This window comes from Steroidobacter cummioxidans (assembly GCF_003104955.1).
This window is the reverse complement of the sequence record NZ_LSRW01000025.1, coordinates 28,546-48,516: the sequence shown is the minus strand read 5'-3', so window position 1 is coordinate 48,516 and position 19,971 is coordinate 28,546. Positions and strand designations below refer to the sequence as shown.

The following is a 19,971-nucleotide window of genomic DNA, read 5'->3' as shown; positions in this document are numbered from 1 at the left end:
AATGTCCGCGCAGCGCGCCGCTTCCAGCAGTGCTGCCGCATCCGCTGCATCGGTTTTATTGCGCACCCGATATCGGCGGACATAGTGCGCCGGCAGCAACCGCACCTCGATCCCCTGGGCGCTAATCTGTCTGGCCCAATGATGCGCGCTGCCACACGCCTCCATGACTACTAACGACGTCGCGCTGTTGTCGAAGCAGTGAGAAAACCGAGCTCGTGTCAGACGCTGCGTGCCACAGGGCTTCCAATCCGCATCGGCAAACGCCAGCTGGAACACGTTCTTTGCGAGATCCACAGCACAGGTTGTAGCATGCATGGCGGACTCCTCTTGGCGTACTGACCCTCAACATCAGTTGGCACAATGATGCCGAAGACCAGGGGGAGTCCATCCCATCATTTCCGCGGAAAAACGCTCGTTTCCGCAAAATCTTCTGAAGCTCATCAATGCGCCCCTCCGCCGCCGCGCCGTCGATCCACCGCGACGCTGCGTGAGCAACCTCGGCGTGCATGACACCGTCATCGTCATCCGAGGTACTGCAGTACCTCGGACAAGCAGCGGAGCATCGCGCGGACCTCCAGCAGGAGGGTGCGTACGCGTTCGATGGCCTCCTTCTAGAGTCGATGGCCTCTTCTAGAGTCTGTGGTGGTGGCAACGGCGGTGGCGCGGGGCCCAGTACCGCCTCGGCTGCGCGCATCTCTGCCGTGGGATTGGGTTGGTTGCGCCGTCTGCGCGCCACGACGCGCGGACTTGTTTTGAGCCAAGATGGAAATATCCTGCATGCCTTCCAAGCAGGACGTACGCACGTGAATGCACAGGTCGAAAGACGAGAGTCGTTGCCGGAGAACATGCTTGATGTTTCGGTCGCTCGCCGGGCCTGGAACGGCTTGAGCCTCGATGTCACCAAATTCCATTGTGCGGACGTGTCATTCACAAGCTGAGCGACGATACAGAGCCGAAACTCAGCGTCGTCCTCGAGCATGTGGGCGATGTCGAGCCGCGACTGCGCGAAGACCAGCCCTGCCCTATCGGCTACGTCCCCAAGCACATTGTGTACATCCCACCCGGTATGGAGGTGTGGGGCTTTGGTGGCGATGTTCGCTATGTGAAGGACGCGATGCTGACATTCGATATCGCAGACATGAGTGAGCGAATGGCGGCCAATTTCGACGCCACGATCATCTCTACTCCCAGGTTGCGATTCGCGGAGGACAGCGTATGGACGCTGGTCAAGCTGCTTGCGGAAGCGGTAAACAATCCAGATCCCTCGATGCAACTTTATGGCGATGGGTTGTCGGCAGCGATAGCGGCAAGGCTCTTCTCTCGCCGCGTGGAGGCAGCCAATGACGCAAAGGGTCTGGCTCCGTCGCAACTGCATCAGGTGGCGTGTCGCCGGAGGCTCACGACATGGCTGTGCGACGCATGGTTCTGCCTGCCGGCGCCAATCCGCATTGGCTACTGCCTGTCACTGACGGGCGGCCTATTGGGCCGCCCCGTCGAGCCGATCATCATCGAGCGGCAAGCAAGTGCGACCCCAGCAATCACGAAGAGGCCGCCGTGCTCGCCGCCTCTTCTGCACCCTGCTTCATGGCAGCTTCGATGCCTTGAATAAGCGCCGCTTCGCGCGGCGCGATTTCCCCGTCAGCTTCGGCTAGTGCCTTCAGGCAGGCGATCACCGTTTCGCGGTTCTCAACTGTCACGGAAGCACCGAATGCCCTCGCGAGCGGCATTGGATCGTAGTCTTCCGGCTGATGCGTGCAGACGTCACGAAGGTCGAGCGAGCGGAATCGACTGCCGAGCATCCGCTCGCAAATCTTCTCAGCTGCGAGTACTTCACTCGCTTCGATCTTGCCGTCCGCACGAATGACACATGCAATGAGATCGTAAACAGCGCGCGCTGTGTGATCTTTCTGCGACTCGTCTGGAATGACGACGTGACCGAATGCGACAAGGACTCGGTGGTGCAGCTCCGTGAGCGAGCATTCCAGCTCCTCACCACCGCTCTCGAACAGCTCGATCGCCGGCTGTGCAGGTAGAGACAAGCCGGCATCACGGACCTGAGCGACGGATACTTGAAGCGCATCGAGCCGCTGCGACACCGGCGGATGCGAATCGGTCGGGTGTGCCACCCGCACGTCCAGCACTTCCTCGAGTAGCTTATCCGCAGACGCGGCCTCGACGTCGTAGCGCGCACTGTCGGCGAATGCGCGACTCAGATTCCGGGTGATCTGCCCTTCCGCCAGCGCCGCGACGTTCTGACTTTGCACCTTGCCCCAGAGCTCCGAGTACACACAAATCTTGCATAGAGCGCTGGCAAGCGCGAGCGCAGAGCCCGCCTTCGCCCCAGACTGATCGGCCGCAAGCTCGCGCTCACGACTGACTCCGGCCTCACTTTCCTGAAAGAGACCATGCACGTATCCGAGCAGTGCAAGTGCCGGAAGTTTCGCCAGCCCCAGCGCCCCCTCGTCATCGGCGGTCGATACCGCCTGAAGCGAAGATCCCAGCCCGGCGTACACCGGTGCGAATCGCAAACTGTATGCGGTGTCCCGACCGCTGAAGTGACCGAGCTCGTGACCGATGACGGATGCCAGCTCCTCGCGATTCAAAATTCTGGCGAGCGGCGCTGAAATAAAGAGCGTCTCTCCCTGAAGAGGCACTTGCTCGCCGATCAGGTGAACCGTCGCGCTTGTCGCGAAGAAGGTGGTGTCGAGGCCTACCACCACGTTGTCTGGAATCCGAGCGCCGATCTGCCGAGCCGTGGCCTCGATCTCAGCAAACATCTGCGGCGCTTGATCCTGTGTAACGCGCTTTCCAAGGACCGGAAACGACACCGGCTTGGCGAAGGAAAATGCACTGGCAGCCAGCTGGAAAGCACCCAGAAGGCCGCCCAGCGCCACACAGCCAATGATGAAGAAATGCACGCGCCCGATGAGATAGCTTTCGCCCTCATAGGCTGCGAAAGCGAGCACGCCGGCCTCGACGAGCACCAGCCCCGCGAGAACCGCGACTGTGACCGCCACGAGTGGCCGAAACACGCTCGCCAGGCGGTCCCGGTTGTTTCCAGCGTACCTGGCTCCCAAGAACGCGAGCAGCGGCAAGGCGACACCTATGAGCGCACACCAGAGGCTCACTGTTCTGAGCATCTGGACCGAGGCTATTTCGTCACACGCCGAATTCAGATCGGCGTTGTTGATTTCGGCTCGCACCTCACAGAGCGCCTCGAACGTCTGCCCGCTGGCCCTCTGCGCATCGCCGTTCAAGTCCCACAAGATGCCTGCCGCAACAAGATATCCCACGACCGGAATCGCCAGCAGAAAGGCTAGCGTACGCACCAGATTCGACATGACTCACTCCCTTGTCGTGCCTGTTATGGTTACTATCGCGGGTGCTTCTCGAGGCCGCTTTGGCAGCTAGCCGGGAGCGTACTGCGGTAGCGTCGGCTAGACAACAAGAGATAAATAGAAGTTATTAAACAAACATGCCGCGCCAGGAAAGCCGAAACCTAATAATATAGCGGCGGCCCCTGCTCAGACGGACGCTACACATGGACCACGCAGGCAGGATTGAACGATCCCAAGTTGGGCGCACAGATGCATAGCTCGATTCGGCTGAAGGATCTCCGAGCGGAGCAGGAGCTCTTTGAGCAGCGGGCGATGATCGCCGCGATCATCATGACGCTCGCGCTCGGCGCGGTCATCGCGCGCTTGGTCTGGTTGCAGGTGGTCCGCTACGACTACTACGTCGGTGAGTCTCAGGGCAATCGGATCCGAGTGGAACCCATACCTGCGAACCGAGGCTTGATTCTGGACCGCAACGGTCTGCCACTGGCGACCAACACGCCCTCGTTCCAGCTCGAGGTGACACGAGAGCAGGTGCCGGATCTCGATGCCACGCTCGCGGGATTGGCTGAGATGAACTTGATCGATGGCGCCGACATTGCGCGCATTCGCAAGGACATTCGCGGCCGCCGCTCGTTCGACTCGGTACCAATCAAGCTACAGCTGACGGAGGTTGAACTGGCGCGTTTTGCCGCACGTCGGCACCACTTTCCGGGCGTCGAAATCGTGCCCCGCTTGACCCGCTACTACCCATTGGGCAGTAGCAGTGTTCACGCCCTCGGTTATGTGGCGGCGATAAGCGAAGAGGACGAGAAGAATCTGGACATGGCTCGCTATGCGGGCACGGCACTGACTGGCAAAAGCGGCGTCGAGCGCGCTTATGAGAGCGAATTGCACGGCTATCCGGGCGTCAGGCAGTTACTGGTCAACGCCCAGGGACGTCGCGTCGAGCGGATCGGGCGAGCCGACGCACCGCTAGAAACACGGCAACCCATTGCAGGGAACGATCTGATCCTGACACTGGATCTACGTGTCCAGCAAGCCGCCGAGGAGGCCTTGCGCGGACAGCGAGGCGCCGCCGTAGCTATTGATCCCACCAATGGCGATGTCTTGGCATTTGTGAGTACGCCGGCCTTCGATCCGAATCTGTTTGCGCGGGGTTTGACTCGCCCCCAGTATCTGGCACTGACGGAAGATCCTGCCCGACCGATGTATGACCGGGCGCTGCGGGGCGTTTACCCGCCAGGCTCAACGATCAAGCCGTTGTTCGCACTCGCGGCGCTCGAGTATGGAGTCGTCACGCCACATGACACTCGCTACTGCCGAGGAATGTGGTCGGCGCCGGGCTATGGCCGTGCGCGCCGTGACTGGAAAAAAGGCGGGCATGGCAGCGTCGATCTGGAGAAAGCCATCGCGACTTCGTGTGATGTGTACTTCTTCGATATCGCCAGATCGATGGGCATCGATCGGATGGCTGCATTCCTATCTCGATTTGGCGTGGGCAGTGCCACAGGCATCGACATCGAAGGCGAGCGATTGGGGATTTTGCCCTCGACCGAATGGAAAAAGCGCGCGTACAAGCGACCGGAGCTGCAGGTCTGGTTTCCAGGCGACACCATCAGTGTCGGAATCGGTCAAGGACAAATGTTGCTGACGCCGCTGCAGCTGGCCCATGCGACCGCAACCCTGTCCGCTCGAGGCGCAAGCTATAAGCCGCGAATGGTCCGAGCCATTCGGGACGTCCGCACGGGACAGAGCCGTGAGTTGCCGCCGGTTGCCTTGCCGCCGGTCGTAACAACAGATCCCGCGGCATGGGATTTCGCGATCGCCGGCATGGTTGATGTAGTCAATGCGCCCTTCGGCACCGCCCGGAACGCGCTCTCCCCCTTGCCTACCTACAAAATGGCGGGCAAGAGCGGCACCGCGCAGGTCTTCACGGTCGCGATCACCGAGCGCATGCGCAAGGTGCATGAGCTGGCAGAGCATCTGCGCGATCACGCACTTTTTGTGGCGTTCGCGCCGGCCGATGCGCCGAAGATTGCGGTTGCCGTCGTTGTCGAAAATGCGCCGGGCGCCGGCTCGGGGTTCGCTGGGCCCATCGCGCGCAGAATCTTAGATACATATTTGCTCACGCCAGCCCAGCTCGCCGAGCAAGATGCGAAGCGCAAGCCTTCCAAACCTGTCGCTCTTCCGGCCGAGCGGGAATAGGACGTTGGCGCGGTACCACCGTTATCTCCCCCTCCAACGCCGCAGCCCACGAGAAACCCGAGAAACGCGACACAACCCAAGATGTGACGAGTTCTTGCGATCTGCTACTTCCTAGCTTCTCGCATGCCTACGGCACCGTCACCCGACAAACGCCCGCGCCCGCCGTCCAGACAATATCCCGCGAGTTTGTTCCGAGCTGCGCAAACACCGTTTGACCAAAGCAACCAGTCACGGAGTACAGAGCACGCAGTTGATATGTCCGGGCATCGAAGACGCTCAACGTCTCGCGCGTCCTATTCAGCACGTACACAGTTGAACCATCCGGCGTCGGAATCTGCATTCCTTCGCCGGTGAAGCCCGCCAGCATCAAAGTTTGGGGATTCACGACGATGCCGCCGGAGAAATACATCAAGTCGTCGCCGGGGCCGAACATTCCGAACGTAGCGCCATCGAGCTCGTCATTGGCTCGTGTTCCGACGACGCGGGGAATTGGCTGCGTCAGATCGATGCGTTCGAGCCGCGATCCAGTCTGGTTGAGGAAGCCGTTCGTAATCGCCGTCGTTCGATCGGAAGAGATGAACAACTTCTGCCCTGGCGAGAAGCGCGCTGCACCGTCCGCGATACGCACCCCAGTACCCGTCAGAACGTCGAGGGTGGCCATCGTGACCAGCTCGCCGTTGCTTCGGGTCGTCATCAGCAGCTTGTCGTTCCCGATCCATTTTGCGTCCATCAGCCCGTAGCCCGTGCCGAACAGATCCGTTGGATACGCCAATGGCGCCAGCAGCGAATGGGTCAATGTGTTGACGACTTCGAGGCGATGGCCGTCGCCGTCCTGATTTACGTACAAACGATCGCCCGCGTCATTCAGGGCGAGACTCAGCGGTTCGCGAATCGACGGCAGCGGAATCGTCGCGATCGTCGACAGATCCGCGAGCGAGAGCACGGCCACTTCGCCCGCCATATTGCGTCTGCCGCCGAGATACAGCACGCCGCGTTGCCGATCGATTTCCGCCGCAAGGATCGTGGTGCCGCCCTGGTTCAGCGGCGTGAACACGACCTGCGTGGTCACCGGCAGGGAGACAGGCTGCAGTGGCACCGGCGGCGTAGGACTTCCTTCCTGGCCAGGCGGGTTGAGTCGATTGTTGATCGAGAGCGCGCAGATCTTGTTGTCGTACTTCGCGACCCACTGATCGTGTGCGGCCACATACACGATCTGCTTCGCCTGCGAGGACGATTGCACGCAGTCGGGCCAGAAGGTCCGCGTCGTGATGTACCTCTGGGCATCGTAAACGATCAGCGAATGACCGAAGAGCGCCACCATCTGCGAGCCGTCGTCGTTGAAGCCGATGGCGTCGTGGCCCTGCACGGTGGCCACCTGAGCGAAGTCGGTCGTGCGCAGCACCTCGCCGCTGGCAAGGACCAGCGTCTGGCCATCCGGGTTCAGTCTGAACTTCTCGTTGACCATGTACGTGAAGGTTCGCGAGGCGATGACTGGTGTGTTCGGCAGCGACATATCGCGCTTGACGAGCCGGGTGTCGTTGCCGTTGCGATCCAACGTAAAAACAGATAGCGACCGTCGATGGTCAACTCCATCGGCGCGCGCATTTCTGGCAACACTGACTCTGAAAGCCGCTCGACGACGTTCGTGTCGCGCGAGCCCCGCGCGTAGTAGCTCGGCGCCAGACCTTCACGGGTCCGCGAAGGAAATGAGGTCACGTACACCGTGTCGCCCGCCCCGAAAATGACTTCGGGAGCGCTGGAGTTGTTGGCGACCGCAGAGTCCATTCGATAGAAGTCGCCGGTCTCGGGATTCAAGCGCCCGACGGCACCGCCTCTATTCAATGTGACGAACAGCTCGGACCGGTCGGCGGGCAGATACAGCCCCTTCGGCGCCGAGCCGATCGGAATGCGATCAGTGACGTGATAGGTGGATGTTGAGACCGCTACGACTTCGTTGTCGAGCGGCGCACTGGCGTAGAGCATGTCGCGGCTCGAATCGACAACGATGTCCGCCAGCGGGTCGGTGTAGGGCTGCGATACCAGCGGGACTTCGCGGCCTCTCAGCACGTGAATGGTCGGCAGGTTCTCGGGCACCACGACACCCGGCCGGAAGCTGTCGAACAGGTCCATGTAGAAACCCGTGAGCCACAACAATGAGCCTCCCGCAGGCTCAAAAACACCATCGCCATCGAAATCGGCGACGATGCCCACCTCGGTCGATAAGGTTTCGCCGTTGACGCCCTCTTCCAGGCGCACGGCTGACTGGTCGCCGTAGAGGGTCCACGCGCCGGCTTCCGGATATCGGCCCAACTGACCAAGCAGCTCGCTGTCCGTATCGAAGCGGAATGTACCGCCAAGCCCTTCCGAAGCGACCTCGCCGCGCCAGCTGAGACGGTATTCGTAAGTCGTGTAGTCCTGCCTCAAATCGACCGTGAAGTTCTCGATCCGCTGCGGCTGCAGGGAGCCGCCCATCGCCAGGCGTGTGCCGGTGATGACGAAATGATCGGACCCCGGCGTGGCCGTCCAATGGTTATCGACACCGCCGGAGATCGTCGTCGTCTGCCCTCCGCCCTGCTGAGTGAACGACTCGATGGACAGTCGCAGGTCAATCAGCCTGCGTGCGCCTTCTATTCCCAGCGCCGGGATGTCGATATTGAAAACACCATTGGTCGTGAAGTCGCCCGAGAGGCAGTTCGAGTAGCGCATGACCAGCCGATCGCCCGAGCTGAGCTGCAGGTTGCCGTCATTGTCGACCAGGTCGATGCTGATCTGCCCGGACTCGCAATACGCCACGAACTGCGAATCGCGACTGTCCCGCACCTCGAATGCCACAGCGGCAAGCTGGCCTAGCCACATCGCCATATCGAGCAGCGAGCCGGCGGCCGCCACGGAGTACTGATACCCCTGGGGCAACAGCTTGATCGGCTGAAGAACGCCCGGTGGCGGCGGATCACCGCCGCCCGGCCCCGGAGGAGGTGGTGTCGATCCACCGCCTCCACCGCCTCCGCCTCCACCTCCACCCCCGCTTCCGCCGCCGCCCCCGCCGCACGCAGCAAGCAGGGCGGCGAGCAGCATCGCCGCTGCAACTCGGATTACATAGCTCATTATTTCTGTGCCCGCTTCACAGTCGCGAAGTTGGATGGGATTCGTATCGCGCCGCGCTGGTGGTGACGCTAACACACTGCCCGCTGCGTTCAAGAGCTCCCATTCGAGTAGTCGACGGGCGCCGTATACCTCCGTGCAGCAGCACGGTCCTACATCGCATCCGCCTCGGACGTCCTCACATTGCTGAAGGCGTGATTGTCCGACTCGAAAGCAGGTATAGACGTTCTGAATTCGATACGACTATAGGATCTCACGCCGAAGTAGATGTTTACGTAACTGCTGGGCAGACCAGCTCGAACGGCGCCGTGCGCAGAGATTAAACGTAGAACATCGCGACCGGTGATTGTGACGATGAGGCGGCCATCTTTGAAGAAACGCAGTTCGTTGTACTCATCGATCGTGCCCCAGTAGAGCCCGAAGTAATTGTAACTAACCCCAGGTTCCGCGACGAACGCAGCCGTAGTCGGCTTGACCGAGAAGTACGGCGTCTCGTCACCCTGAGGCTGCGTCGAACTGGGGAACGAACCCATCACAATTTGACCGGCACCCGCGTAGCGTTCGGCTCTGCGATCATCGAAAGTCACGACTCGCGCCCCCGAGATCGGCGTCGTCATTCCTTCACTCAGCTCGACACGTGGATCGGCGTAAGCGACAACCGAGCCGCACACCGCAACTGGAATCAGGAGAACCAGAGGTTTCATGTGGCGTCCAGATGTTCTCAGGCGCAAAAGACACGATCAAGCAATGCTTTCAGCACCTACTTGCCGAATGTCCGCTTCGGATCGAGAGCCGCTGTAGCCCTACTTCCCTTTCCGGCCTGGAGCTGACGGCAATGTTCACATTAGCAGCGCACAGCCAGGATACATCGGCGCCGCAACAGCAGGCGCGCGTCAACCAGGTTCCCACGCTGGTAGTTATCTTGGTCAAAGACTGTTAGGACAAAATCCTCGGCACAATTTAAGGTCAGCAATTTGCTACGCAGCCGCCGATGTCAAAACAGGACCGCCGCTTGCAGAAAGCTCTCCGGTCGACTTCTTGAAGTTCTTAGATTGCCTCCCAGTGCTGGCCATTCGAGCCCCGAGACACTTCCGCTGCTGAGCAGACAATGATTCGCATTGCGCGGCAAAGTTATACTCCTGGACCAAATTTAATTGGCGCGCACTATGGATCGCATAATTCTGGAGAAGGCATTTGGAGAGTTCCTTGATGAACGCGCACGCATTCCTACGCTACGCGACTTTCCGCTTCCCTACGATATCTGCGACAAAGTGCATATGGCGGAATGGCCGCACTTCATGGGGTTAGCCATTTCCGCCGACGTGCGAGAGACGATCAATTCCCTCAATGCATGGGGGCGGCACCTCACGGACTGGGCCGCCTGGTTGATCGTGTTTCCGAAGTATAAAGAGAATGATGCGATGACAATCCAGATGTACTGCGCCGAAGCGCCGGTGTTCTTCTGCATGGTGCAGCCGAGCGCGACGCGTGACCGCTTCATCAGAATCGCTACGACAGCCATCCACCAGATGAACATCCAGACGGACTCCGGCTACGCCGACAAACTCGATGAAGATAAAGAGTTTCTTACGCGCCGCAAGCGCGAGAAGCAGCTTGCGACCATTGGAACTCGATGGCAGAGCTACGCCGAATATCAACGTCGTTTCACTCTGATCGACGGTCATTCGTATCGCGAAACGACACGTGATTTCCGGAACCGCGCCAGCCACACTATTGCGCCGCGATTCGAACGCGGCATCACGAATCTTGTGACTCGCAAGATCGTATCGGCGACGGAGATGCAACTGCAAAGCGACGGGACATACAAGAGAGTCAAGATTCCCGGAAAGAAAGCTATTCAGTACGGTTTTGGTGGGACCGCTGCGTTGAAGCTCGAGGACATGCGCCAAGCCAATCTGAATGAATTTATGCTCGCGCAGAATACCATGCGCGCTTACGAAGCGCTTCTCGACGAACTGATCGCCGCATCACCAAAATCGAAATAGCCGTGGCCTGCGAAAAACGCCGCTATGCAGCGGCCGCCATTGGCTTCGCATGCAACCCGTGCAGATTGCCCACAGCACGTTGCACGTCCGCTTTGGGTCGAGGCCGTGTGAAAACTAGCGAACGGCGCGACGCGCGCTCGATGCAATGCGAGCCAGGCGGCTGTACGTTCAATTCTTTTCGTTCTCGGACCTCAAATCTAAAGCACCGCACGTACGCAAATCTCGCTTGGCGTATTCACACAGCCTCGGTCAGGAGCGGACATCGACCACGAAAAGAATCTCGACCGTCAATGATAAAGAGCACGCGCGCTGGATGACGAGCCCATCCACCTCGAAGCCGTCATAGGCTCAGATCGGCTTCAGTCCTTGCTATACGTCTTTACGCCGACAAAGACGCCCCAACCCAAGCGCGCGCCTTCGAATCTAAGAATTAGGGCTTCTCAGTTGCTTAACGGCCGCTGCGGCTACCTACTGCGCCGTCCGTGGCCGAAACCGTTCCTGAGCAAGGTTTGCCGTTCCAGTCCACTCAGGAGTTCACAAGCAAATGCGTAACATGAAAATGCCGGCGCATCTCCAAGTCCCCATCCTCCCAGTGACCGTCCCAAAAGACGCGCAATTTCCGTTCATCAGAGTCAGCTTCATTACCTCGCGCCTGCACCGTCACAATCAAATCTACTGGCATAGTCTCGTCAACCGCGTAACGCCACTGCAGATCGTTAGGCCTTATCTTGACGTGAAGCGTTAGAGACTTGTCTCGCGCAACACTGCAGAGGTCGGACTCTGCCCAAGTTCCCACGATTTTCTTCTCGCCGTTGCTGTCGGGCAGCTCATTTCGCCATACCATCGGAACATCACCCTTCCAGGTGGAATGATACTGCCCATCCTGCCCCCTACGCTCCACATGGAGAAGTGTGACACTGACACCATTTACCGCATCAGCCTTACGCCGAGGATTACTCACCTTCAAATGGTAATAGCGCGATTTCTCCGGTGCGAGTTCGGCTGGTACCACTTGCCCTGGCGGAATCAAGTGCGCGGTGATCGGCAATCCATTCTCACGCGCCAATTCCACATGGAGTTTTGGTGGCCGAATTATCGCTCGCAACTCTCGCAGGAAGAGCGCCACGATAACTGCCCCCATCGTTCCCGTGGCAGCGACGATGCTGATCCAAACGCGTGGATCACTCCAAACTGCAATCGATTCCTGCACGCTCTTCGCCCCTTTATCGATATTTTGCTTGAGCGATGGCCGCAGCTACCCAGCCCGACATGCTAGAGGCAATCCCCCGGTACGCATCGTAACCTGGGTCATAGCATTGAATCACGCTCGACAGTTTTTGTTGGCCATTGTTGATCGTAAAATTATCGAATGGATTGGCCCCTCTTATCGATGCGCCGTTGCGCGGATCCTTTAAGTTGTGGATGTAGACCCCGAATAGCCCCTTGCCGGAGTCATACGCCTTCTTTATCTCGTATCTGACCCATTTTCGACTAGCCGTTTCAGACCCGACAAGCACCACCACACAACGGCGATATGCCATGTTCTCGTCAATCCATTTCTTAATATTCAAATCTCCCTTACGCTTTATCTCTTCCCATTCATTGACAGATACAGGCGAGTTATCCTCAATGACCCCCATGTTTCTAACTTGCTGGACCCGGAAGACGTCATTGGCGAAGTGAAAACTATAGAACACCGGAATTTTTGCCGTAGAAGGCATATTCAACCCTTTAGCAAAATCATCACAATCACCATCGTCGCGATTAACGCGCCGTAATATAGCCGCAGCGTCGTAGACCAGAACGCGTGCCAGAATCCGTTTCTCACTTCGTTCTTGTATGGCTCGGTATTCATTGAAAAATCAATATCATGCTCCTCCGTCACGCGAACGTGATCGTATAGAGACCGAAATCGTCGCTCCTGCGAAAGAAAGTACGCATCTAGAAGCCAGAACATAAACGCGGGGATGTAAGCGATTAGTGCATACACAGGCTTTGCGTCCTTAGAAGCCAGCGCGAACAGGGCAGCAATAAGCGTGACAGTCCATCCCTTTAGAAGGAACAGATTCGAAGCCAGCCGATTGATCGCCTGCTGAATATAATCTAAGTGCTTAAGCTTCTTATCCATGGGCTCCCCAGCCCTCCACTTGTTTTTTTGTATTGCAGCCCATGCCTCTTGTTTGTAACTAATCAGATCACATGCTCCGAGCGGAAACAACCAGCATTTTTGAACTGCTGTAGCCCCTACCGACACTCCGACCAGGTGCTCTCGCGAACGCCTAGGCAAGGCTCGAGGCTTTTGCAGAGATCCAGTTCGTACTAGCCGGGGCCTCGTGCCGCACGCGCGCCATCGAGCTCCGCAAGTCCCGTCGATTCGAAAACAGAGTCGCGACGGATAGACATGGGTACGAACTTGCTCTGTGACTATCTATTTCTTGAGCTGCCCCCAGCGGGGGCCGCTTGTGGATTTACCATAGTTGTTATGTCCGTTTTGGGTCGGGACGGCCATGGGGCGCGCCCTGGAGCTCTCGCAGATCATTCCACGCAGCCTCAAGGCACCACGACCACTTGGCCCAATTCCACTGGCATATGGCGGGACTCGAAAGAGCCTTGCGTGCACAATGCTTGAAGTGCAAAGCGCACGGGTGACCACCCCGCTCGCCCAACCGCCGAGGGGCACACGCCACCAGAGGCAGGACTGCGACGCCGGCCGGTCGACACTCAGATACAAACCGCCCGCGTTGAATCGAAATTTCCGCGGTGAATTGGTAGACTCTCTTAGCTTCGGACTTGCCGAAACCGGCGCACCTCGGTGCACTGCGCGGCCGCGAGATCCACGCCCTACTTAAGACGTACTGGTGCGCTTAATGAAACGCAGCTGGAGCAAAGGCCGGGTGAAATGGGATCTGTTCATCAGCTATGCCAGCGAAGACCGAACTCCCTTTGTGGACGCCCTTGCCAATGGATTGATGTCACAAGGCTATAAAGTTTGGTACGACGAGATCGCTCTTGCGCCCGGCAACAGCCTTCGACGCTCCATCGATGAGGGACTGGCTCGATCCGGTGCGGGAATCGTCGTCTTGAGCCCCTCATTCTTTGAAAAGAACTGGCCGCAGATGGAGCTTGCGGCACTGACGGGGCAGGAAGTGACGGATGGAAAGTTGATAGTTCCAATCTGGCATAACATCGATCGCGATGCAGTGGCGGCATATTCACCGCTTATTTCAGACAAGATAGCGATTTCGTCGGCCCGAGGGATTCCTCACGCGATTGAAAAGATAAAACAGGCTTTGAATGCTCGAAGCGACCAGGACGCGAGCGTGGCGATCCAACAGTTCTTTGAGGAACGCGCCGATGTAAGATCGCTCACGTATCGATCCTTGATGAATTTCAGTCAGATCGCCGCGTACTTCAAAGCATTCGATTTGAAGATCCAGGAAGAAGTCAAAACGGACCCCAACCAAGACGACGACGATTTTGATGACGCAGCGTTCGAGCAGCGCATGCAGGCTTGGGGAGGGAACGCAAGGAAGCGCTTCGGGATACCCCCAGACACCTATATCTCTGTCGAAGGCCCGCTCACTGGCGAAGAAATTCGGGACTTCGAACGCAGACTGAAGAAATGGTCCAATGGAACTCTGGGACAGTTCGGGAGTGCGGCCCTATTCTATGATCTTGATTTCTGGCTGGATGCGGACTATCTGTACATCCTGTACTCGATCCCCAACTTCAGCGTCAGTCCTAGTGAAAGAGAGCACCTGGAGCGTGCCATAGTCACCATTGGCGCCCGTAAGTGTCGCGAGAAAGCCATCCCATGGAAAACACTCCTTGCGCGAGTAGTGGCGTCTACTCGCCCCGTGAAACCTGCCGCCGAAGCGTGGCTTCAGAGTCGCTAGCCCGATAAACAAGACTTACATACACAAGGCGGTTGGCGCAACCGTACGCTCCAGCAACATGGTGAAGGAAGAGTTCGGTGGCGACTCGCCGCAACAGCGGTGCGCGTCCGTTGGGTCGCTTACCGGCCCGAGAGCAGACACCCGCCAGCCAAGACTTTGGTGATCTGCGACTTACCGAAGTGCAGTCATTCTTACGATCGCGGCAGCAACAGAAAATCTACGACCAGCACGGCTGGTTTACCGTTGGCATCGACTCCCCAATACGCAGGATACCTCCCATCTCCCCAACCGGAATCCGCGATTGTAGTGTCGTTCGGTTGGATCAGCGTGAGCATCATGGAGTTGGGGCATTGGTCGGCACGCGCATAAACTTCGAATGCGCGCTCCTTATCTCGGGACTTCAGTGTCATGAGGGCCGCAAGGTCCATTACGGCGACGTTACCTGCATCCACTCCAACGCCGTGCCCACCGTCCCCCATGTCGGCCGGATGCCAAGCCACCACTCGATGCTCCGAGAATCGGACGCGCAACGCTGCATTACGCTCGAAAGCAACCGCTACTTCTGTGAGGTAACGGCCTGGCGGTACCCGTTGGCCTACAGGGGAAAGTACGCGGGGACTGTAGCCGAAGTCTCCCACGACCAGAACTCCCGTAGTGACGTTCAGAAAACCTACTTCTCTTACATCGATGGAGCTGACTTTTCCATCGAGCTCGACTGACTTGCCGGAGGCAAAGATCCGGTTTCCGTCGAAATCAGCATCTTCGGCGGAAAGCCGCTGCAGTGGATGCACTTGCGGATGTTCGAATCGCGGCATTTCTCTCTCCGTCATGAACGGAGCGTCCGCCGGATCCAGGAATTCACGAAGCCTCAGAATCTTCCAGTTGCCGACATCCACCTCACACAACTCGTACTCGAAGAACCTGGTCAGGTACTTTTCTTCGAGACGAGTTTCAACGAACACGCGATCTGCAATACGCTTGACGCTGACGATCGGCTCGCCCGCGAGCGTGTGCGGAGATTTACCGTGGATCACGCCGGCGAGCTCGCGCCCCTCATGATCGAGAAAATGCGCCTCGTCCAATTTCTCGACCAGCCGCTCCCAGCGCTCAAATTGCTCCTTGACTTCCTTTGTGCCGAGAAGAGAGTGCGCCCGATGATAGTCCGCAATGAACGCTCTCACGCGCGCTTCTGGTTGCAACGGCGCCCGTTCGATCGTGTACGTTTGCTCGCTGGAGTCGATCTGTGCGCCGTGTGAGCTCGCGGGCACACCTAAAATCGACCCAACAAGTGCAACGATTCTTCTCAGCATTGCGGTGGCTCGGCCGCTCCAGATAGTGTGTGGCCTGCGGAATACTATCATCCCGTGCGCGCACTCGAGCGTCGGCCTGTGTCGGCCAGCGACGATGATGGCCCTCTCTACCAAACTTGAGTCGACGTCCGCTCCGGGCCGAAACCGCCGTAACTATTAAGTCTGCTCCTGGCCGGAAGCGGCCGCTTGATAGGCTAGCGGCCGCCTACGATCACGAGAACCTTTGCGCCCTCCACCGAGGTGCGCAAGCCTAATCAGGGATCTCGATCAGGCACTGGCCGCTGGCGCCGCCTAGCTTGCGCGCAACGCCGTTGTCACCGGCATGCGAGCCGCCTTCAACGCGGGCAGCAAGCCGCCGACGAGACCCATGCCGAGTGCCCATGCGATGCCAAGCCCGGCGATCGGCGCTGTGACCGCGAGTTGAAAGCTGAAGCCAAATGGACTGGCGGTGAAGCCGTTAAAGAGCAACCAGGCGAGCCCCACGCCGATGAAGGCGCCGGGCAATGCCAGAAGAATGGATTCGGCCAGGATAGATGTGATGATTGGCCCTGGCGTGAATCCCAGGGCACACAAGGTCGCCAGCTCACGGCGGCGGCTATCGACGATTGCATATAACGAATTGGCAGCGCCAATGGTCGCCGCCACGGCCATGATGGCGCCGATGAAGTAAGCGACGAAATTGAGCATGCCGTTGAAACGTTTCATGTTCCGTTCGGCTACTTCGGCTTCGCGCTTGGCTTCGACCCGCAGGGTCGGATCTGCCTCGAGCGCGTCGGTGAGTTGGCTGAATGCTTCGGGGGACTGCAGTAACACAATGACCTGGTTGTAAGCGGCTATCCGAAATGCCGACAGGAGGGTTTCCGCATCGGCGATGACGACACACGCTCCCTCGCTGCTACCCAGATCGAAGTTCCCGACTACCAGCCACTCAGTGCCACGCATTGCTCGCTTATCGCCCACCGCGAAGTTCGAGAACTGACGAGCGCATTTGTTGCTGGCAATGAGCTCATGAAGACCTGACTGAAACATGCGGCCAGCGGTCAGATGTAACTCCGGTTGTACGTCGGCATGTCCGGCAGTCACGCCGGTGAGTGCAAAACCCATCGGGCCGCCAGTCTCTTTCTTGCGCGCCTGCGTGAACAATAGTGCCTGTGCAGCCGCCATCGGCCGGCCTGCTGCATTTCGACGTATGCCCGGCAGATCATAGATCAACGGCAGGAGGTCCTTTCCTATGCTGCTCTGGAGTGCACTTGGGGCGCCGATGCTCGTGAGAATGACCCGATCGGATCGCACATTTCCCATCGCCTCCCGCCTGGCCCCGACCCCCATCGCCAACATCGACACCAGCACTCCAACGGCACATGCAACGCCAATCACAATAGTGAGCACCAACCCGAGGCGTTGCGGGATGGCCGTCAAGTTCATGCGCAGCAGCGCCGAAAACTGTCTGGTGAAGTTCATGAGAGTTATCGGCCGGCTAATGCATCGACGATTCTCAATTTCGATGCCTGGAACGCAGACACGGAAGCACTCAGCAATGCGACTACTACTGCGCCCAGCACACCGACTGCAACCACGACCATCGGCATCGAGAGCCCAGGCACGAACTTCGCGGCATAAGGGAATACGACCATTGCGAGCCCGAGACCTATGATTGCCCCGGCAATGCAGACCGTTACTGCTTCGCCTACCAGCAACAGCAGAACCGCCCGCTCCGAGAAGCCCAACGTTTTGAGGACGGCCAATTCGGGCGTTCGCTCGCGAGTCGTCTGCATCATGATCGTGGCCAGTGAGAACAGCAGCGCCACGAGTCCCGCGCTGACGATGGAGCGGATCGCAAAATCGAGATCGCCGATCGCCTGCATCTCCTGTTGTGCCAGCTCCTTGAACGAAGCTGTTCTGGTCTCGTGCGGCGAATTCATGAAGGCGTTGTCGATCGCCTCAGTGACTACCGCCGCCTGCTTCGGATCGGCGGCGACGGCGTAGAAGTTGCGCACGGTGCCCTTGTTGAGCGCTCGCCCTTCATCCAGGTACTCATAGTTTCCGACGATGTAACCGCCCTGGCTGAGCTCGCGAGCACTGAACATTCCCACAATGTCGAACACCCAGGCGCCGGATCCATCGGTCTGCAGAGTTGTCGACGTGAGAGGGATGCGGTCGCCGACGCGCCATCCGTATTTCTTGGCGATATCGGCATTGATTAGCACGCCGGTGCGCGTGGCACGAAGAGCGTCGAGATCCTTTGGGCCGATGTAGAAGACCTCCGGGATGAGCGTCAACCACACGTCACTGCTTTCGACCGCCAGCACGTACACCGGCTGAGTAGGCTTCTGATATGTCCCGAGCAATCCGTCGGCGAACGCAACGGTCTTCACGCCGGGAATCGACTTGAGGCGCTCGACATCAGCCCGGCGCAGAGGCGCTCCGCCGAAAGCCGCTGGAGCCACGAAAAGCACATCACCCCGCGCTCTGGCGACGGCCTCCGACACGCCCGTTTTCATTCCCTGCAAGACCCCGAACAGGGCGAAGGCCACGACCACTTGCAGGACAGTGAGAATGGTTCGGCCGGGTTTGCGCCAGATCCCAGACCAGATGAGTGGCAGGAATTTCATGCAGACGTTGCCAGCAGGCCGTCCGTGAGTCGTTCTTCGTCTGCGGTGCAGCTGAACAGTTGCATACCCGTCGAGCTTTAGAGTTCCGCAAGCCTGTGCCACAGCCCCCCGGCTTACCGGGGGTCTCAAGTTAGATAGTCTGCACGACGACGCCGTTCAGATCGACAGTGCCGACGCGATAAGCAACCCCGGACATTCGGTACGGGCGCCGGTCGATCAAGTGACGATCACATCGGCTTCGCCCTTGATCTATTCAAGAGGCACGTCGGCTGCGGTTCATCTCTCCAACAATCCGCTTGATCACAGTATTCAGGGATACCTCATGAAAAGTCGCGGACTCATCGATCTCAACACGAAAGCGGCCGCCACGGGCCGGCCGCCGCTTGCGCACTTCCCGCTCGTACGTACGGACGGCCTTTGACCAACTCGTCTTGCGAGTAACGTTGGCTTTGTAGAACTGGTCCTCGCCAAAGCAGCAGGTGTCGCGACGGTTCAGCACTTGCACCTGCGAGCGGCCGGGCTCGTAAGAGCCGAGCAGGTAGAGATCGAGATATCCGGCAATCGAGTAGAAGCCGGGGACCAACTGCTCTGCGTCGCCGCTGGCAGACGGCGAACTCAGATAGCGAGGCAGCGACCCCGCAATGGGAACGCTTACCCGGATGCTCGGGTCGATGGCGGCGTAGACCGTGGTCGCCCAGCCACCACCGGAGAGGCCGGCCATGCCGAAGTCGGTGTACTTTGGAAATCCGTCATTCTGCCAATGCTGCCGCAGGTAATTGAGCGACACCGCAACCGGTTCGAGGAAAAACTGCAGCACACTGCCGCTCGCCGGTGAGAGCTTGGCGAACATCTGGTCGTGGCTGAGAATGCTGGGATTATTACGGAAGACGGAGTTCGCAACGACTCCGAGCTCCTTGGACGTGAAATATGCCATGTGGGGCATGTAGACGAGCAGGACCGAGTAGCCGTTGCGCAGTATCTCGTCGATCATTCGACCATCATGCGTCCCCTCGAAGTTATCGTCATGTCCCTCAGAATAAATGATCAGCTTTTTGTTCGGACGTTTCGGAGTCAGGTGGTGCGCGTATCCCTTTTCGCCGAGCGCCATCGTTATTTCCAGAGTATCGGCGCGCGCAAGGTGATGCAGACCTGACGTCGGCGGATTGTCGTTGAGGACGACGCGCGACGGCGGACCAGCGGGAAGACTGCTGGTGCCCCAGATGTATCGAATGAGCTGCGAACGGCGGGCGGCGACTTCCGCTGGCGACGTGATCGTCACTTTATGATCATAGTCTCCCGCTTGGGCAGATACGGAGCATGGCAGACACGCTCCCGCCAGAAGCAGGATTGTCGACAGGGTCCCGAATAGTTTTTGCCGACACCGGAAACTCATCAAATCCTACCTCATCTGATGCCAGCAGCCTCAGGCACGCAGGCGACCGACCTGACCGATTCGCGCGCGAAAGCTTGAAGCCCTGAATACGAGCGCTCATGTGGAGCTT

14 protein-coding genes and 2 pseudogenes are annotated in these 19,971 nt (G+C 58.7%); 4 read left to right on the top strand and 12 right to left on the bottom strand.

The features are described from left to right. A pseudogene (locus D0550_RS15000) lies at window positions 1-315 on the bottom strand (IS110 family transposase); the annotation flags it as partial. A 1,047-nt stretch (window positions 316-1,362) separates the two neighbouring features. Here D0550_RS15000 and D0550_RS36850 point away from each other — a divergent pair. Then, a pseudogene (locus tag D0550_RS36850) lies at window positions 1,363-1,455 on the top strand (hydrolase); the annotation flags it as partial. 83 nt (window positions 1,456-1,538) lie between these two features. Here D0550_RS36850 and D0550_RS14985 read toward each other — a convergent pair. After that, window positions 1,539-3,341 (bottom strand): M48 family metalloprotease, encoded by a 1,803-nt coding sequence (locus D0550_RS14985; RefSeq protein WP_116810005.1) that lies wholly within the window; start codon window positions 3,339-3,341, stop codon window positions 1,539-1,541. Between the two features lie 246 nt (window positions 3,342-3,587). Between D0550_RS14985 and mrdA the strand changes: the two genes are divergently transcribed. Next, entirely contained in the window at window positions 3,588-5,543 is a 1,956-nt protein-coding gene (mrdA, locus tag D0550_RS14980; protein WP_116810004.1) for a penicillin-binding protein 2, read from the top strand. 127 nt (window positions 5,544-5,670) lie between these two features. Here mrdA and D0550_RS14975 read toward each other — a convergent pair whose 3' ends face one another. The 3 genes from D0550_RS14975 to D0550_RS14965 form a co-directional block, all read right to left on the bottom strand. Then, the gene (locus tag D0550_RS14975; RefSeq protein ID WP_153067180.1) at window positions 5,671-7,056 is read right to left on the bottom strand and encodes a YncE family protein; all 1,386 of its coding nucleotides are present in this window, start codon (window positions 7,054-7,056) and stop codon (window positions 5,671-5,673) included. Then, window positions 6,984-8,648, bottom strand: a complete 1,665-nt coding sequence (locus D0550_RS14970) for a YncE family protein (protein WP_116810002.1) — start codon at window positions 8,646-8,648, stop codon at window positions 6,984-6,986. The genes D0550_RS14975 and D0550_RS14970 overlap by 73 nt, the downstream gene beginning before the upstream one ends. 149 nt (window positions 8,649-8,797) lie before the next feature. Further along, window positions 8,798-9,349 (bottom strand): Npun_F0296 family exosortase-dependent surface protein, encoded by a 552-nt coding sequence (locus tag D0550_RS14965; protein WP_116810001.1) that lies wholly within the window; start codon window positions 9,347-9,349, stop codon window positions 8,798-8,800. A 462-nt stretch (window positions 9,350-9,811) separates the two neighbouring features. Between D0550_RS14965 and D0550_RS14955 the strand changes: the two genes are divergently transcribed. Then, window positions 9,812-10,651, top strand: a complete 840-nt coding sequence (locus D0550_RS14955) for a hypothetical protein (protein ID WP_116809999.1) — start codon at window positions 9,812-9,814, stop codon at window positions 10,649-10,651. A 526-nt stretch (window positions 10,652-11,177) separates the two neighbouring features. Here D0550_RS14955 and D0550_RS14950 read toward each other — a convergent pair. From D0550_RS14950 to D0550_RS14940, 3 genes are read right to left on the bottom strand one after another with little or no spacing between them, the layout of a single operon-like run. Next, window positions 11,178-11,861, bottom strand: coding sequence for a hypothetical protein (locus D0550_RS14950; protein ID WP_116809998.1), 684 nt, complete (start codon window positions 11,859-11,861; stop codon window positions 11,178-11,180). Window positions 11,862-11,874: 13 nt separating this feature from the next. Beyond that, entirely contained in the window at window positions 11,875-12,372 is a 498-nt protein-coding gene (locus tag D0550_RS14945) for a TIR domain-containing protein (RefSeq protein WP_116809997.1), read from the bottom strand. A 2-nt stretch (window positions 12,373-12,374) separates the two neighbouring features. Beyond that, window positions 12,375-12,779: a hypothetical protein gene (locus D0550_RS14940; protein ID WP_116810010.1), complete on the bottom strand. Its 405-nt coding sequence runs from the start codon at window positions 12,777-12,779 to the stop codon at window positions 12,375-12,377. 739 nt (window positions 12,780-13,518) lie between these two features. On the opposite strand from D0550_RS14940, the gene D0550_RS14935 reads away from it, so the two are divergent. After that, complete coding sequence (locus tag D0550_RS14935) at window positions 13,519-14,547, top strand: toll/interleukin-1 receptor domain-containing protein (protein ID WP_116809996.1); 1,029 nt, start codon at window positions 13,519-13,521, stop codon at window positions 14,545-14,547. 191 nt (window positions 14,548-14,738) lie between these two features. On the opposite strand, the gene D0550_RS14930 is transcribed toward D0550_RS14935, so the two are convergent. The 4 genes from D0550_RS14930 to D0550_RS14915 form a co-directional block, all read right to left on the bottom strand. Beyond that, window positions 14,739-15,857 (bottom strand): DUF4241 domain-containing protein, encoded by a 1,119-nt coding sequence (locus tag D0550_RS14930; protein WP_161965837.1) that lies wholly within the window; start codon window positions 15,855-15,857, stop codon window positions 14,739-14,741. A 291-nt stretch (window positions 15,858-16,148) separates the two neighbouring features. Further along, complete coding sequence (locus D0550_RS14925) at window positions 16,149-17,318, bottom strand: ABC transporter permease (RefSeq protein WP_116809994.1); 1,170 nt, start codon at window positions 17,316-17,318, stop codon at window positions 16,149-16,151. A gap of 5 nt (window positions 17,319-17,323) precedes the next feature. Continuing rightward, on the bottom strand, window positions 17,324-18,469 hold the full coding sequence (locus D0550_RS14920; RefSeq protein WP_116809993.1) for an ABC transporter permease: 1,146 nt from the start codon (window positions 18,467-18,469) through the stop codon (window positions 17,324-17,326). A gap of 253 nt (window positions 18,470-18,722) precedes the next feature. After that, window positions 18,723-19,862 carry a hypothetical protein gene (locus D0550_RS14915; protein ID WP_153067179.1) on the bottom strand — a complete coding sequence of 380 codons (1,140 nt, stop codon included), beginning with the start codon at window positions 19,860-19,862 and terminating at the stop codon, window positions 18,723-18,725. Between the last annotated feature and the right edge of the window lie 109 nt (window positions 19,863-19,971).

Coding starts and splice junctions, on each gene's coding strand:
- D0550_RS14985 (WP_116810005.1), bottom strand. CDS start 3,341: ATGTCGAATCTGGTGCGTACGCTAGCCTTTCTGCTGGCGATTCCGGTC.
- mrdA (WP_116810004.1), top strand. CDS start 3,588: ATGCATAGCTCGATTCGGCTGAAGGATCTCCGAGCGGAGCAGGAGCTC.
- D0550_RS14975 (WP_153067180.1), bottom strand. CDS start 7,056: ATGTCGCTGCCGAACACACCAGTCATCGCCTCGCGAACCTTCACGTAC.
- D0550_RS14970 (WP_116810002.1), bottom strand. CDS start 8,648: ATGAGCTATGTAATCCGAGTTGCAGCGGCGATGCTGCTCGCCGCCCTG.
- D0550_RS14965 (WP_116810001.1), bottom strand. CDS start 9,349: ATGAAACCTCTGGTTCTCCTGATTCCAGTTGCGGTGTGCGGCTCGGTT.
- D0550_RS14955 (WP_116809999.1), top strand. CDS start 9,812: ATGGATCGCATAATTCTGGAGAAGGCATTTGGAGAGTTCCTTGATGAA.
- D0550_RS14945 (WP_116809997.1), bottom strand. CDS start 12,372: ATGCCTTCTACGGCAAAAATTCCGGTGTTCTATAGTTTTCACTTCGCC.
- D0550_RS14940 (WP_116810010.1), bottom strand. CDS start 12,779: ATGGATAAGAAGCTTAAGCACTTAGATTATATTCAGCAGGCGATCAAT.
- D0550_RS14935 (WP_116809996.1), top strand. CDS start 13,519: ATGAAACGCAGCTGGAGCAAAGGCCGGGTGAAATGGGATCTGTTCATC.
- D0550_RS14930 (WP_161965837.1), bottom strand. CDS start 15,857: ATGCTGAGAAGAATCGTTGCACTTGTTGGGTCGATTTTAGGTGTGCCC.
- D0550_RS14925 (WP_116809994.1), bottom strand. CDS start 17,318: ATGAACTTCACCAGACAGTTTTCGGCGCTGCTGCGCATGAACTTGACG.
- D0550_RS14920 (WP_116809993.1), bottom strand. CDS start 18,469: ATGAAATTCCTGCCACTCATCTGGTCTGGGATCTGGCGCAAACCCGGC.
- D0550_RS14915 (WP_153067179.1), bottom strand. CDS start 19,862: ATGAGTTTCCGGTGTCGGCAAAAACTATTCGGGACCCTGTCGACAATC.